This window comes from Arthrobacter sp. zg.Y820 (assembly GCF_030125555.1).
Lineage (GTDB): Bacteria > Actinomycetota > Actinomycetes > Actinomycetales > Micrococcaceae > Arthrobacter_B.
In genome coordinates this window covers 252393-266958 of sequence record NZ_JASKLX010000006.1, presented here as the reverse complement: position 1 = coordinate 266958, position 14566 = coordinate 252393, and the positions used below count along the sequence as shown (strand labels likewise).

General features: G+C 66.3%; 13 protein-coding genes. 2 read left to right on the top strand and 11 right to left on the bottom strand.

The features are described 5' to 3' along the window. Positions 1–185: 185 nt before the first annotated feature. Positions 186–587, bottom strand: coding sequence for a HesB/IscA family protein (locus QNN99_RS06450; protein ID WP_229965612.1), 402 nt, complete (start codon positions 585–587; stop codon positions 186–188). A 170-nt stretch (positions 588–757) separates the two neighbouring features. Beyond that, the gene (locus tag QNN99_RS06445) at positions 758–2164 is read right to left on the bottom strand and encodes a dipeptidase (protein WP_229965611.1); all 1407 of its coding nucleotides are present in this window, start codon (positions 2162–2164) and stop codon (positions 758–760) included. Positions 2165–2247: 83 nt separating this feature from the next. Between QNN99_RS06445 and QNN99_RS06440 the strand changes: the two genes are divergently transcribed. Next, complete coding sequence (locus QNN99_RS06440) at positions 2248–2847, top strand: DUF3043 domain-containing protein (RefSeq protein WP_229965610.1); 600 nt, start codon at positions 2248–2250, stop codon at positions 2845–2847. Between the two features lie 173 nt (positions 2848–3020). On the opposite strand, the gene QNN99_RS06435 is transcribed toward QNN99_RS06440, so the two are convergent. Further along, a complete protein-coding gene (locus QNN99_RS06435; RefSeq protein ID WP_229965609.1) occupies positions 3021–4088 on the bottom strand; it encodes a quinone-dependent dihydroorotate dehydrogenase in 1068 nt (355 codons plus the stop codon). A 134-nt stretch (positions 4089–4222) separates the two neighbouring features. On the opposite strand from QNN99_RS06435, the gene QNN99_RS06430 reads away from it, so the two are divergent. After that, positions 4223–5314, top strand: a complete 1092-nt coding sequence (locus QNN99_RS06430) for an alpha/beta hydrolase (protein WP_229965608.1) — start codon at positions 4223–4225, stop codon at positions 5312–5314. Positions 5315–5337: 23 nt separating this feature from the next. Here the strand turns inward: QNN99_RS06430 and QNN99_RS06425 are convergent, their stop codons facing one another. The 8 genes from QNN99_RS06425 to QNN99_RS06390 all read right to left on the bottom strand — a co-directional run bounded on the left by QNN99_RS06425 (position 5338) and on the right by QNN99_RS06390 (position 14414). Then, positions 5338–6150 (bottom strand): isoprenyl transferase, encoded by an 813-nt coding sequence (locus tag QNN99_RS06425; protein ID WP_229965607.1) that lies wholly within the window; start codon positions 6148–6150, stop codon positions 5338–5340. 2 nt (positions 6151–6152) lie between these two features. After that, a complete protein-coding gene (gene recO, locus QNN99_RS06420) occupies positions 6153–6905 on the bottom strand; it encodes a DNA repair protein RecO (protein ID WP_229965606.1) in 753 nt (250 codons plus the stop codon). A 102-nt stretch (positions 6906–7007) separates the two neighbouring features. Further along, positions 7008–8750 carry a 2-isopropylmalate synthase gene (leuA, locus tag QNN99_RS06415; RefSeq protein ID WP_229965605.1) on the bottom strand — a complete coding sequence of 581 codons (1743 nt, stop codon included), beginning with the start codon at positions 8748–8750 and terminating at the stop codon, positions 7008–7010. Between the two features lie 181 nt (positions 8751–8931). Continuing rightward, positions 8932–10506 (bottom strand): LCP family protein, encoded by a 1575-nt coding sequence (locus QNN99_RS06410; RefSeq protein WP_229965604.1) that lies wholly within the window; start codon positions 10504–10506, stop codon positions 8932–8934. Positions 10507–10644: 138 nt separating this feature from the next. Then, entirely contained in the window at positions 10645–11574 is a 930-nt protein-coding gene (gene era, locus QNN99_RS06405; RefSeq protein WP_229965603.1) for a GTPase Era, read from the bottom strand. Continuing rightward, positions 11567–12904 (bottom strand): hemolysin family protein, encoded by a 1338-nt coding sequence (locus tag QNN99_RS06400; RefSeq protein WP_229965602.1) that lies wholly within the window; start codon positions 12902–12904, stop codon positions 11567–11569. Before QNN99_RS06400 ends, era begins: the two co-directional genes overlap by 8 nt. Then, positions 12901–13374, bottom strand: coding sequence for an rRNA maturation RNase YbeY (ybeY, locus tag QNN99_RS06395; RefSeq protein WP_229965601.1), 474 nt, complete (start codon positions 13372–13374; stop codon positions 12901–12903). The genes QNN99_RS06400 and ybeY overlap by 4 nt, the downstream gene beginning before the upstream one ends. After that, positions 13371–14414: a PhoH family protein gene (locus QNN99_RS06390; protein ID WP_229965600.1), complete on the bottom strand. Its 1044-nt coding sequence runs from the start codon at positions 14412–14414 to the stop codon at positions 13371–13373. The genes ybeY and QNN99_RS06390 overlap by 4 nt, the downstream gene beginning before the upstream one ends. Between the last annotated feature and the right edge of the window lie 152 nt (positions 14415–14566).

The window sequence follows — 14566 nt, the reverse complement described above, 5'->3', positions numbered from 1 at the left end:
CGGCACAGCAGGCAGACGAATCCCCCAACTGCGCACGATCAGTTTTACTACTACGTGTAGAGCTTACCCGCACGCGTGGCCATCTAGTGACAGACCGCACCGCGTCCCGGCAAAATACCGTGTATTACGGCCGCCGGAGCGGCTGCGGGGTCCCCGTCAGTGAAACGGGGTACCCGGGAGGAAGCCTAGTGGAATGAGTCGCCGCAGGCACATGACCCGCCGGCGTTGGGGTTGTCGATGGTGAACCCCTGCTTGGAGATGGTGTCTTCGAAGTCGATGGACGCGCCGGACAGGTAGGGCACGCTCATCTTGTCCACGATGACCTCGACGCCGTCGAAATCCCGAACGGCATCGCCGTCAAGGACCCGCTCGTCGAAGTACAGCTGGTAGATCAAGCCAGAGCATCCGCCGGGCTGGACAGCCACGCGAAGCCGCAGGTCGGTCCGGCCTTCCTGCTCCAAGAGGCTGCGCACCTTGCCGGCGGCAACGTCGGAGAGGGCAACGTCGTGGGTCGGCAGCTCCGTTTCCGGGGCGGCAGCTGCTGCCATATCCACGCTGGTGCCGGTTTCGCTGGTGGAAGTACTCATTACGTCTCTCTTTCTTCACGTGGTCCGTGCACGGGAGGGCAGTGGCGCTCCCCCGGGCTCCGGGCCAGTTCCTTCTCCATGGTACGTCGATGCATACACACAGATATACAGAGCCAACGCGGCCGGGCCCGAAAAGATTTCCGTGCCCGGCCGCGTGCTTTCCGCGCAGGCTACGAGCCGGCGCGCCCGAGGCTGGCCAGGAGCAGTGCTTCGGCCAGCACCGCGTTGCGGAAGTCACCCAGGTCCAGGGACTCGTTGGCGCTGTGGGCCCGGGAATCCGGATCCTCCACACCGGTGATCAGGATCTGTGCGGACGGGAACAGCTCGGTGAGGTCGGCGATAAACGGAATGGAACCGCCCATGCCGGACTCCACGGGCTCCACGCCGTCCCAGGCCTCGCGCAGGGCCCAGAGGGCAGTGCGTGCCGCAGCGGCGGACGTGTCGGTGGCAAAGGCCTGGCCCTGCTCCCCCGGGACGAAGGTCACCTTGGCGCCGAACGGCGCGTTGGCCTGCACGTGGCGCTCGACGGCGGCCATCGCTTCCGCGGGACTCTGCCCCGGGGCGAGGCGCAGGCTGAACTTGGCCCGCGCCCTGGGCTGGATCGTGTTCGAGGACATGGCCACCGTCGGCACGTCGATGCCGATGATGGACAGCGCGGGCTTGGTCCACAGCCGGGACGCGATCGAGCCCGTGCCGGCCAGCTGCACGCCGTCGAGCACTGAGGAGTCCCCGCGGAAGTCGGCTTCGTCGTATTCGACCGCGGCGCTGTCGGACGAGACGAGGCCGGCGATGGCGACGTCTCCGGCGTCGTCGTGGAAGGTGGCGATCAGGCGCGCCAGCAGGGTGGGCGCATCCAGCACCGGTCCGCCGAACATTCCCGAATGCACCGCGTGGTCCAAGACCTGCACCTCAACGGTGCCGTCCACCAGGCCGCGCAGGCTGGTGGTCAGGGCCGGCACGCCGACCTTCCAGTTCCCGGAGTCCGCCACCACGATCACGTCGGCCTCCAGCAGGCTGCGGTAGGTCTCGAGGAACTTCCGGAAGGTTGGTGAACCGGCTTCCTCCTCACCTTCAATGAAGAGGGTGATGCCGACGCCGGATTCTTCCCCGAGGACCTCGTCCAGGGCACGCAGGGCGCCGATGTGGGCCATGATCCCGGCCTTGTCATCCGCGGCGCCGCGCCCGTAAAGGCGGCCGTTGCGCTCGGTGGCGGTGAAGGGCTCCGACTCCCACAGCGCCAGGTCCCCCGGAGGCTGAACGTCATGGTGGGCGTACAGCAGGACGGTGGGCTTGCCTGCCTTTGCGGGCCGGCGGGCGACGACGGCGGGGCCTCCGGGCTTGCCGTTGTTGTCCACCCGCAGGATCTGCACCTCCGACAGTCCGGCTTCCCGGATCAGTGCCGCCACGGCTTCGGCGCTTTCGTTCAGCCGCTCCGGGTCAAAGGAATCCCAGGCAATGCCGGGAATGGAGACCAGGGACTTGAGCTGCTCAACCGTACGGGGGAAATCGGCCGCCACGGCGGACCGCAGGGCATCCACATCCACGGACGAAGAGGGAGATTCTGGATTCAAAGTCATAACAAAACAGTACATGCGGGCCCCCGCGTCCGGGCAACGGAAATTCGGGACCGCTCGGGCCGCTGCCAAGGTATCCTAAAGGGGTGTTCGGACGAAAGAATGAAGCGCCCACCGCGCAGGAAACTGTGGACCAGGCTGCCGCGGCAGCCCAGACCAGCTCAGCGCGCACCGCCGCGGGGAAGGGAACCCCTACGCCCAAGCGCAAAGACCAGGTGGCTGCGCGGCAGCGGCCGCTGGTGCCGACCGACCGCAAGGCGGCGAAGAATGCCAGCCGTGATGCCATGCGCGAGGAACGGCTGAAGACCCGCGCCGCGCTGGACACCGGCGACGAGCGCTACCTCCCCCTGCGTGACAAGGGACCGCAGCGCCGGTTCATCCGCGACGTGGTGGACTCCCGCTGGAACCTGGGCGAGTTTGTCATGATCGCCGCCCTGGTGTTCGTGGTGTTCAGCTTCATCCAGAACATCACTGTGCAGAGCATTGTCATGCTGGCGTTCTGGGTCCTGATCCTGGCCGTCATCCTCGACTCGTTCATCCTGCGGTCGCTCCTGCGCCGCCGCCTGACTGACAAGTTCGGCGGGCCCAACTCAGGTGACGTCTGGTACGGCGTGTCCCGTGCGCTCCAGCTGCGCCGCTTCCGCCTGCCGAAGCCCCAGGTCAAGCGCGGCGAAAAGCCCGTCTAACCCGCACGGGTTCCCGGCAAGACCCTGTTTCAGCAAGACCCTGTTTCAGCAAGACCCTGTTTCAGCAAGACCCTGTTTCAGCAAGACCCTGTTTCAGCAAGACCCAAAAAGGGCCGCTCCTTGGAGCGGCCCTTTTTCTCGTCCTGCAACTGCTCCTGCAGTTACACCTGCAGCTACTTCAGCAGGCGGGCCAGCCGCCGGTTGATCCGCGCCGCCCAGAACGGACCCTCGTAGAGGAACGCCGTGTACCCCTGGACCAGGGTGGCGCCGGCGTCAAGGCGCTCCTTGACGTCGCGGGCCGATTCCACGCCGCCCACCGAAACGATGACCGGCCCGTCCTCGCCGAGGCGTGCCCGCAGCCGCTTCAGGATTTCCACTGACCGCCGCCGCAGCGGCGCTCCGCTGAGCCCGCCCACTCCGCACGCGATCACCTTCTGCGGATCGGTGACGAGACCCTCGCGTGCAATTGTTGTGTTGGTGGCGATCACGCCGTCGAGGCCCAGGTCCAGGGCCAGCCGGGCGACGTCGTCGACGTCGTCGTCCGTGAGGTCGGGGGCGATCTTCACCAGCAGCGGCACATGCCTTCCGGCCGCTGCGTCAGCAGCCTCGCCCACCGCGGTGAGCAGCGGACGCAGCGACTCAATGTTCTGCAGCTGACGCAGTCCCGGAGTGTTGGGCGAGGATACGTTCACCACCAGATAGTCGGCCTGGGGCGCCAGCTCCCGGGTGCTGATCAGGTAGTCATCGATGGCGTCGGCCAGGTCCACGGCCTTCGTCTTGCCGATGTTGATGCCGATGACCGGGCGGTTCGGGCCGGCTTTGGCCAGCGCCGCGCGGGCCTGCGCCACCCGGGGGGCCACGGCTGCCGCGCCGTCGTTGTTGAACCCCATCCGGTTGATCACGGCGCGGTCCTCCACCAGCCGGAAGAGCCGCGGTTTCGGATTGCCCGGCTGGGCCCGGCCCGTCACCGTTCCAACCTCCACATGGCCAAAACCCATGTTGGTCAGGGCCACAATGCCGGATCCCTCTTTGTCGAACCCGGCGGCCAACCCGAAGGGCGACGGGAAGTCCAGCCCGAGGGCGCGGACGCGCAGGTCCGGCGAGGGGCGCATGAGCCGTCGCATCACCGGTCCGGCGGGAGTCGAGGCGGCGAGCTTGATCAGGTCGAAGCCGATTCGATGTGCTTTTTCCGGGTCCATGCCGGCGAAGACGACACGGAAGAAGGCAGGGTAGACGCGCATGTTTTCATGCTTGCACTGACGACGGCGCTCCAGCAACTCCGGGCCGGTCCTGTCTCCGGCCGGCGGATCCTCCTGCGCGGCTGCACTATTCTCGATTTATGGGCAGTACTCGATACATGGGCAGTACTCGATTTATGGGCAGTACTCAATACATGGACAGTTTTGCGGGCGCCGACGGGAACGGCTCGGAGTGGAAGCCGGACATCCTGGGCGACGGCTACCAGTATCTGACCCTGGAGCTGGGCGAAGATGAGGAAGGGCCCGTCGTGGCCACGCTGGTGTCCTACTCTCCTGGGCCGCCGCCTCCTCCCACGCTTGGCGGCCGGGCCCGGCGCCTGCTGCACGGCCTGCGGGCTCCCGTGGCACCCGAACCCGTTCACGCAGTCCTCTACATCCACGGCTGGAGCGACTACTTTTTCCAGACGGAGCTTGCGCAGTTCTGGAGCCGGCTCGGCGTCGCCTTCTATGCCTTGGACCTGCGCAAATACGGGCGGAGCCTGCGGCCCGGACAGTCCGAGGGGTTCACCCAAGACCTGCAGGATTATGACGCCGACATTGAAGCGGCGCTGGCAGCCCTGACCAGGCACGTCCGCGAACACCTTGGCGCCGACACCCCGGTGCGGGTCAGCATGATGGCCCACTCCACCGGCGGCCTGGTCGCCTCGCTCTGGGCCCACCGCCATCCCGGGCGCATCGAAGCCCTGATCCTGAACAGTCCCTGGCTGGAGATGACCGGCTCCTGGGTGGTGCGCAACGCAACCGCCGGGCTGCTGGAACCGCTGGCACGGCTGCGGCCCAAAACGCGTCTGAAGGTTCCGGAAATGACCAATTACTGGCGCAGCATCAGCCGCGAGGGCGACGGCGAATGGGACCCGGACCCGGAGCTGAAACCGCGCAACAGCTGGCCGATTAGGGCCGGGTGGATCACCGCTGTGCTTGCCGGACACGCGCAGGTGGCCCACGGCCTGGACATTCGGGTGCCGATCCTGCTGATGGCCTCGGCCACCTCCACGATGGCCGGCCCCTGGAACGAAGCCATGAAGACCTCCGACAGCATCCTGGACGTGCACCTGATGGTCCAGCGCGGGCTGCTGCTCGGTCCGCAGGTCACCGTCTGCCGGTTCGAGGACGCCCTGCACGATGTGCTGCTGTCGGCCGGTCCCGTGCGGCGCCGGGTCTACGGCAAACTTGAACAGTGGGCGCGCGCCTTCATGCTGAAGGGCTAGCCGGGATCAGCCTGCCGCACCGGTTATGCGGGCGATGCCTGATCCACTGCTCCCCCGTACCGGCGGTCCCGGCGGGCGTAAATCTCCACGGCTTCCCAGAGCGTGCGCCGATCCACATCGGGCCAAAGGGTGTTCATGAAGACCATCTCCGCATAGGCGGACTGCCAGAGCATGAAATTGGAGAGGCGCTGCTCGCCGGAGGTGCGCAGGAACAGGTCCACATCCGGAAGGTCCGGCTCGTCCAGGTATTTCTGGATGGTTTTTTCAGTGATGGATCCGGGGCGCAGTTTGCCCCGCGCCACGTCGGCGGCGATGGCCGACACGGCATCAGTGATCTCGGCCCGGCCGCCGTAGTTGACGCACATGTTCAGGGTGCAGACGGTGTTCTCCCGGGTCACCTCTTCGGCGGTTTCCAATTCCTTGATGACCGACTGCCACAGCCGCGGCCGGCGGCCGGACCAGCGGATCCGAACGCCCCACTCATTGAGCTGGTTCCGCTGCCGGCGCAGCACGTCCCGGCTGAAGCCCATCAGGAAGCGGACCTCCTCGGGCGAGCGTTTCCAGTTCTCGGTGGAAAACGCGTAGACGGAGACGTGCCGGATCCCCATCTCGACGGCGCCGGCCATGACATCCAGGAGGGCGGCTTCCCCGGCGCGGTGCCCTTCGGTGCGCGGCAGTCCGCGCTGGTTGGCCCAGCGCCCGTTGCCGTCCATCACGATGGCCACATGCTGCGGCACCAGCTCTGCGGGCACCGGAGGCGGAACCGCGCCGGAGGGGTGCGGTTCGGGCCGGACGGGAGGATGCGGCAGGACTGCCGGTTGGGGCTTTGAACGCAAGCTTAGACACGCTCCACATGTTGAAGTGATTTGACGACCCGTTCCAGGTGCCATTGAAGATAACTGCCCACCAGGCCCGCCGACTCCCGCCGCGGCTGCTGCCCGGCGTCGTCGGCCGTGGCCCAGTCCCCCGAAAGCAGGGCGGCCAGCAGGACCATGGTTTCGGGAGAGGGCGACGCCGCCCCGGGCGGGCGGCACGACGAACAGACGGCGCCGCCCAACGCTGCGGCGAACGCCGAATGCGGCCCCGGGGCGCCGCAGCGGGCGCAGACGGTGAAGCTCGGCGCCCAGCCGGCGGTGGCCAGCGCCCGCAGCAGGTAGGAGTCCAGGATCAGCTCCGGGGCGTGGGCCCCGCGGTTCAGCGCCGCCAGGGCGCCGATGACCAGATGGTAGTGGGCATTGGCTGACTCGCCGTCGACGTCGGTCAGCCGCTCGGCGGTTTCAGCGATGGCTGCCGCCGCGGTGTACCGCGCATAGTCGGAGACGATGCCGTGCCCGTACGCGCCCAGGGTCGTGGCCTGCGTGACGATGTCCAGGTTGCGCCCGGAGTGCAGCTGCAGGTCCGCCACCATGAACGGTTCCAGGCGGGCTCCGAACTTGCTCGAGGTGCGGCGCACCCCCTTGGCAACGGCACGGACCTGGCCGTGGTTGCGGGTCAGCAGCACCAGGATGCGGTCCGCCTCACCCAGCTTGTGGGTGCGCAGGATGACGCCCTCGTCCCGATACGTCCGGGAAGCTAATGATTTTCCTGCCACCATGCTATTTTCCCACGTCCGGCCCCGGCTCCGGCGCACCCGGGAGCACTTGGCCCCCGGGCGCGCCTGCCGCGCGGCTTCCCGCGACCCGCCGGGTTCCGGTCAGGACCGGTCTCGGATGGCCCGGTTCACGGCGGAAATGACCGCCTTGAGTGCTGACATGGTGGTGTTGGGGTCGATTCCGACGCCCCAGAGCACCCGCTCTCCCACAGCCAATTCCACGTAGGAGGCCGCCGCGGCATTTCCGCTGGCCGAGAGGGCATGCTCGGTGTAGTCCAGCAGCCGGACATCGATGCCGTCCTCGCTCAGGATTTCCAGCAGGGCGGCAATTGGGCCGGTGCCGGAAGCCATGCGCTTCTGCTGCACGCCGGCGATGTTCAGCGACGCCGTCAGCTTGAACGTGCCGTCTTCGGCGGTGTCCGCATTGACCGAGGAGAGGGCATAGTGTCCCCACGGTTCGCCGTCGGCCTCCGGGGTGGTGGGCAGGTACTCGTCCTGGAACACCTTCCACAGTTCGGCCCCGGTGACTTCGCCGCCGGCGGTGTCGGTGCGGCGCTGGACGACCCCGGAGAACTCGATCTGTGCCCGGCGCGGCAGGTCCATGTTGTGTTCGTTCTTGAGCAGGTACGCAACGCCGCCCTTGCCGGACTGGCTGTTCACCCGGATCACTGCCTCGTAGCTGCGGCCGATGTCCTTCGGGTCAATCGGCAGGTACGGCACTGCCCACGGAATTCCGTCCACCGTGGTGCCCGCGGCGGCGGCGTCCTTTTCCATGGACTCAAAGCCCTTTTTGATGGCGTCCTGGTGGGAACCGGAGAACGCAGTAAAGACCAGGTCCCCGCCGTAGGGGGAACGCTCGGGAACGGGCAGCTGGTTGCAGTACTCCACCGTGCGCCGGACATGGTCGATGTCCGAAAAGTCGATCTGCGGGTCGATCCCCTGGCTGAACATGTTCATGCCCAGCGTCACCAGGTCCACGTTGCCGGTGCGCTCTCCGTTGCCGAAGAGGCAGCCCTCGATGCGGTCCGCGCCGGCCAGGTAGCCCAGTTCGGCGGCGGCCACGCCGGTGCCCCGGTCATTGTGAGGGTGCAGGGACAGGATGATGGAGTCCCGGTTCGCCAGGTTGCGGTGCATCCATTCAATGGAGTCGGCATACACGTTGGGGGTGGCCATCTCCACGGTGGCCGGGAGGTTCAGGATCATCTGCCGGTCCGGGGAGGCTTCCAGGACCTCGGCGACGGCGTTGGAGATGCGCAGGGCAAACTCCAGCTCAGTGCCGGTGTAGGACTCGGGCGAGTACTCGTAGGTGACGTCAATGCCGCGCAGCTGCTCTTCATACTTCTTGCACAGCCGGGCGCCGGAGAGCGCAATGTCCACGATGCCGTCCTGGTCGGTGTTGAACACGACCTTGCGCTGCAGCACCGAGGTGGAGTTGTACAGGTGGACGATGGCGCGGTCAGCGCCCTCCAGGGAGTCGTAGGTCCGCTCGATCAGGTGCTCCCGGGACTGGGTCAGCACCTGGATGGTGACGTCATCGGGGATGCGGTCACCCTCGATCAGCTGGCGGACGAAGTCGAAGTCCAGCTGGGAGGCGGAGGGAAAACCGACCTCGATTTCCTTGTAGCCCATCTGCACCAGCAGGTCGAACATCTTGTGCTTGCGTTCGGGGCTCATGGGATCGATCAGGGCCTGGTTGCCGTCCCGCAGGTCCACCGCGCACCAGCGCGGAGCCTTGGTGATGAGCTTGTCCGGCCAGGTCCGGTCCGGCAGCTCGAAGCTGATCTGGTCCTGGAAGGGAACGTATTTGGAGACGGGCATTCCCGAGGGCTGCTGTGCATTTCGCATGTCTGGTGTGGCCTTTTCTAGTGGTTCAAAAGAGCGGCCGGGCAACACAAACTCCGCAGCGAGGGGCGGCCTATACGTTGGTTATGGCCCCGCCGCGGCAGCTAAGAAGACGAAGCTCTGCGCGCACGTGACCACCCTAACAGCAGCCCGAGGGGCTACCCAATTGTGAATTGCGAATTTGTTAGTTTCCGAAAGCCGACTGGCACGTCACCTGAGCCGCGGTCTGGCCTGTGAGGCCGCCCACGTCTCCGGCGTCGGGCATGGTGTTTCCGGTGGTGAAGTCCTGCCCGACCTGCACGCTGACGCCGATGACCAGGTTGCTCGCCACGACCTGCACTGCGGGAATTCCCAGTGCCGCGGCCACCTGCTGCGCCATTTCAAGGTAGCCCGGGCCGTGGAACACCTGCGTTGCCGGGCTCGGTGCGCCGGTCTGCCCGCCGGAGGCCGCCAGGGCGAAACCCTCCGAGAGCAGGTAGGCGGCCAGGTCCTGGTCACGGGACTCGGTGCCGGCCTCGTCGGCGCTGCCGGTGGCATCAAGGATGGTGACGGGAATCGTTGCCGGATCGAAGAGCGGAGCTTCCTCCGCCGGAGGCGGCGTTCCCTCCGCCGGAGCGGTGCCCGGAGCCGTTTCCGGTTCCGCCGGCTTGGTGATGTCGCGGTCTTCCACCAACGCGGTGAAGAGCGGCTCGGCTGCCGCTTCGTCCAGCACCAGCCGATTGTTGTCGTACTCGTACGGGACAACCGGTGCGGTGACGAAGGCAACCCGGCCCAGGTCCACGTCCTTGAGCCGGCCGGCCAGGGCGATCAGCGAGGAGGCGCTGGTCAGGTCCTTGTCCACCGTCAGGTTCTGGGTCACGGTTTCGGCGATGGAGTACAGCTTGGGCAGATTCTTGAGCGTGCCTTCGTCCTGGACCTTGCGGACCATGGACGCCATGAAGCTCTGCTGCGCGCGGATGCGGCCCTCGTCGCCGCCGTTGCCGAAGCCGTGGCGGGTCCGCAGGAAGGCCAGGGCCTGATCGCCCTGGACGCTGCTGACTCCGGCGGGGAGGCTCAGGCCGGACAGTTCGTCTTCCACGGGCTGGTTCACGCACACCTCAACACCGCCCAGGGTGTCGGACAGCTCCTTGACCGCGTCGAAGTCGGCCATCATGAAGTGGTCAATGTTCAGCCCGGTCAGCTCGTTGATGGCCGCCACTGTGCAGCCGGGTCCGCCGTTGCCCAGGGCACCGTTGAGCTGGCCCAGGTCCATGGCCGGATAGGTGTTGCCGGTGTCCGGATCCGAGCACTCCGGCAGCGGCACCAGCAGGTCGCGGGGGAAGCTGACCACCGTAACGTGCGAGCGGTCTGCTGACATGTTCGCCAGCATCATGACGTCGGAGTTGTTGCTCTCCTGGCCCTCGCGGTTATCAGTGCCCAGGATCAGGATCTGCAGCGGATCGGTGTTGGTGTCCACCGGCACTGCCGCTTCCTGGCTGGCGCCCAGGTTCAGCGGTTTGGTATCCAGGTTGTTCTGCAGGCGGACAACCTGCACGCCGACAAATGCCAAGCCGGAGACCAGTGTCAGGGCCAGGATGACTGCCACTGCCCGCAGGACCGGGTGCGCGGCGCCGTGGCGGCCCAGGTGGCGGCCGCCGGGATTGCCGGCCGGAGCCGGACCGGAGGCTGAGTCTCCGGAGCCGGAGTTTCCGGAGGCTGAGTCTCCGGAGCCGGAGTTTCCGGAGGGACCGGCACCCGTTACGGCACGGCGAGATGACATGAGCCGGTCCCCTTCAGTAATTCGTGTTCAACGGTGGCGATTCGCAAGTGAACGTTCGGTAGTGATTCGCGAGTGAATGTTCAAAGTGTACGCGGCGACCCTGAAAAGAATATTCAGGGCCGCTGCATTCCTTCGGGGCTAGAAGCCGAGTTTGACCAGCTGCTTGGGGTCGCGCTGCCAGTCCTTGGCGATTTTCACGTGCAGGTCGAGGTAGATGCGCGTGCCGAGGAGCGCTTCGATGGCCAGGCGGGCGTTGGTGCCGACTTCCCGCAGGCGGGCACCGCCCTTGCCGATGATGATTGCCTTCTGCGAGGACCGCTCCACATAGAGGTTTACGCGGATGTCCAGCAGCTGGTTGTCTTCGGAGCGCCCTTCGCGGGGAACAATCTCATCCACCACCACTGCCAAGGAGTGGGGAAGCTCATCCCTGACGCCTTCAAGGGCAGCTTCGCGGATAAGTTCGGCCACCATGACGGCTTCGGGCTCGTCGGTCAGTTCGCCGTCCGGGTACAGGGGCGGGGAAGACGGCATGTATCCGGAGAGGACCTCGGCCACGGTGTCCACCTGGAAACCGTCGGCAGCGGAGACCGGCACCACGTCGGCCCAGCCGGCCTCGCCCAGGACTTCATTGCCCAGGGCCGTCACCGACATCAGCTGCTTGGCCAGGGCGGCGCGGTCCACCAGGTCGGTCTTGGTCACCAGCGCCACCACCGGCTTGCCCTTCAGCGCGGCGAGCTGCTTGGCAATATAACGGTCGCCCGGGCCCACTGCCTCGTTGGCAGGCAGGCAGAAACCGATGGCGTCCACCTCGGACAGCGTGTCGGCGACCAGGTCGTTCAGGCGCTTGCCCAGCAGGGTCCGGGGCCGGTGCAGGCCCGGAGTGTCCACGAGGATCAGCTGGGAGTCTTCGCGGTGCACGATCCCGCGGATGGTGTGGCGGGTGGTCTGGGGTTTGCTGGAGGTGATCGCCACCTTCTGGCCGACCAGGGCGTTGGTCAGCGTCGATTTGCCGGCGTTGGGCCGGCCCACCAGCGAGACAAAGCCGGCGCGGAACTGTGGATCAGTCATTACGGGGTACCAATTCTGTTGAGTGGACGCGGGAGGATTCCCTGCCGTCGTCGTGTTGAGCGTCTGTTTCCGCTTCGCGGTGCTGTTTCCAGGCGATGATGTGCGAGACCCGGTTGCGGCGGCCCTCGAGGCGCTCGGCGTGCAGCACGACGCCGTCGACCACCACTTCGCTGCCGACAATCGGCACGCGGCCCAAGGCCTTGGCCAGCAGGCCGCCCACGGTGTCGACCTCGTCATCGTCGAGGTCGACGTCGAACAGCTCACCGAGGTCGTTGATGCCGGCGCGGGAGCTGATCCGGTAGCGGCCGCCGCCGAGGTTCTCGATTTCGGGGCGCTCGGAATCGTATTCATCCACGATCTCGCCCACGATCTCTTCGATCAGGTCCTCCAGCGTGACCAGTCCCGCGGTGCCGCCGTATTCGTCAATCACCACGGCCACGTGGGTGGATTCGCGCTGCAGTTCCTGGAGCAGTTCGCTGACGGCCTTGGATTCCGGTACGTAGCGCACGCCGCGGGCGAATTCCTCCACGCGCCGGACCGTGGCTTCGGCCGGGTTGGAGTGCATCTGCGCGGCAACATCCTTGAGGTAGAGGATGCCCACGATCTGGTCGGCGCTGTCCTCGATCACCGGTACCCGGGAGTAGCCCGAGCGCAGGAACAGGGACATGGCCTGGCGCAGGTTGGAACCGGACTCGATGCAGACCATGTCGGTGCGGGGCACCATCACTGACCGGACCTTCGTGTCGCCGAGTTCGAAAACCGAGTGGATGAGCTCAGCCTCGGTGTTTTCGATCATGTCTGCCTCGGAGGCACGGTCCAGCAGTTCGCGGAACTCCTCCTCCGTGAAGAAGGCGGCATCGGGGCCCTGGGTGCCCGGCGCGACGGCGGTGCCCAGCCGCACGAGCCAGCCGGGAACGGGTCCCAGCACCACGCGGAGGAACCGCACCAGGCCGGCGGTCAGGACGACGACGGCGGTCACGTGCTTCCGGCCGATCTGGCGGGGCGAAACACCCACCAGGACAAAACCGATGCCGGCCATCACCACGGTGGCCAGCAGCCCGGCCAGCCAGATGTTCTCCAGGAGCATCTGGAATACGGTGGCAACGGTGACTGCTGTCGCCATTTCGAACCAGACGCGCCAGAACCGCAGCGCGTGCATGTGTGCCACGGGATGCTGCAGGATCCGGCGGAGGGGTTTGCCCGCCTTGCCCTGCAGCAGGGCTTCGGCCTCATGCCGGGGCAAGTAGCCGTATGCGGATTCAGCGGCCGTGAGCAACCCGGCCAGGACCATGAAGGCCACGGCCATGAGGATCAGCAGGGCAACGCTCAACTGCGCGTCTCCTTCGGGGCATCCCGGCCCAGGTAGGCGGACAGGAGCTCGCGCTGCAGGCCGAACATTTCCTTTTCCTCTTCGGGTTCGGCATGGTCATAACCCAGCAGGTGCAGCACGCCGTGCGTGGTCAGCAGCAACAGTTCCTCCTGCATGCTGTGGCCGGCCGTTTCCGCCTGCTCGGCGGCCACCTGGGGGCAGAGGACAATGTCGCCGAGCACGCCGGCGGGGGTCGGACGTCCGGGGACTCCGGGCCGCAGCTCGTCCATCGGGAAGGAGAGCACATCGGTGGCGCCGGGGATGTCCATCCATTCGATGTGCAGCTTCTCCATGGCTTCCTCGTCCACCAGGATGATGGACAGTTCCGCTTCCGGATGCACGTACAGGCTTTCCAGCAGATAGCGCCCCAGCCGGGACAGTTCTTCCTCGTCCACGGCAACCGCGGATTCATTGTTCACTTCGATGCTCATTTGGCAGTCCCCCGTCCTGTCCGGCGGCCGCCGGCGGCCGGATCGCTGTTGCGGCGGGACTCGTCCCATTCGCTGTACGCCGTCACGATGCTGCTGACCAGCGAATGCCGGACCACGTCAGTGGCGGAAAGCTCGGAGAAGGACACGTCGTCAAGATCGCCGAGGATGTCATGCACGATGCGCAGGCCGGAGGCCGTGCCGCCGGGCAAGTCGACCTGCGTGACGTCGCCGGTCACCACCATCTTGGAGCCGAAGCCCAGCCGGGTCAGGAACATCTTCATCTGTTCCGGCGTGGTGTTCTGCGCCTCATCCAGGATGATGAACGCATCGTTCAGGGTGCGCCCGCGCATATACGCCAGCGGCGCCACTTCGATGGTCCCGGCCGCCATGAGCCGGGGAATCGAATCCGGGTCCATCATGTCGTGCAGCGCATCGTAGAGGGGGCGCAGGTACGGGTCGATCTTGTCGCTCAGCGTCCCGGGCAGGAACCCCAGGCGTTCTCCGGCCTCGACCGCGGGGCGGGTGAGGATGATCCGGGAAACTTCCTTCTGCTGCAGCGCCTGCACTGCCTTCGCCATGGCGAGGTAGGTCTTGCCGGTGCCGGCCGGTCCGATCCCGAACACGATGGTGTTTTCGTCGATCGCGTCGACGTAGTTTTTCTGGTTCAGCGTCTTGGGCCGGATGGTCCGCCCGCGCGAAGACAGGATGTTCTGCGTGAGGACCTCCGCCGGGCGCTGCGCCGTCTGGTCCCGGAGCATGGTGATCAGCTGCTCCAGGAGCTGGGGCGTGACCTTGGTCTGGCTGCGGGCCAAAATCCGGACCTCGCTCACCAGCCGGTGCGTGAGTTCCACTACGGGCGCCGGGCCGGTGATCGAAAGCTCGTTCCCGCGCACATGCAGGTTGGCTTCCGGATAAGCGGCCTCAATGATCTTGAGTGCCTCGTCGTTGGCACCCAGTGACTGGACCATGTGTTCAGTGGAATCAAAGACAATGGTCTGCCGATCCAGTCCGATGGTGCCAATTCCTGAGGATTCAGTCATATATTCGGCCTTCCCAGGCCTTTCATCGCCCCTTTGAAGAGTTTCTCGGTCGTGCCGTGTGTGGTGTTCGTGTGGTGTTCGTGTGCTGATCGTGCGCTGTTCGCGCCCCGTTCTGGCAGGAAACGCAGTGCCTGCCTTAAGACAGACACTTC

What these genes read in the sequence shown, in the direction of transcription:
- QNN99_RS06450 (WP_229965612.1), bottom strand. Translation starts at nt 587, where the DNA reads ATGAGTACTTCCACCAGCGAAACCGGCACCAGCGTGGATATGGCAGCA.
- QNN99_RS06445 (WP_229965611.1), bottom strand. Translation starts at nt 2,164, where the DNA reads ATGACTTTGAATCCAGAATCTCCCTCTTCGTCCGTGGATGTGGATGCC.
- QNN99_RS06435 (WP_229965609.1), bottom strand. Translation starts at nt 4,088, where the DNA reads ATGCGCGTCTACCCTGCCTTCTTCCGTGTCGTCTTCGCCGGCATGGAC.
- QNN99_RS06430 (WP_229965608.1), top strand. Translation starts at nt 4,223, where the DNA reads ATGGGCAGTACTCAATACATGGACAGTTTTGCGGGCGCCGACGGGAAC.
- leuA (WP_229965605.1), bottom strand. Translation starts at nt 8,750, where the DNA reads ATGCGAAATGCACAGCAGCCCTCGGGAATGCCCGTCTCCAAATACGTT.
- QNN99_RS06410 (WP_229965604.1), bottom strand. Translation starts at nt 10,506, where the DNA reads ATGTCATCTCGCCGTGCCGTAACGGGTGCCGGTCCCTCCGGAAACTCC.
- era (WP_229965603.1), bottom strand. Translation starts at nt 11,574, where the DNA reads ATGACTGATCCACAGTTCCGCGCCGGCTTTGTCTCGCTGGTGGGCCGG.
- ybeY (WP_229965601.1), bottom strand. Translation starts at nt 13,374, where the DNA reads ATGAGCATCGAAGTGAACAATGAATCCGCGGTTGCCGTGGACGAGGAA.
- QNN99_RS06390 (WP_229965600.1), bottom strand. Translation starts at nt 14,414, where the DNA reads ATGACTGAATCCTCAGGAATTGGCACCATCGGACTGGATCGGCAGACC.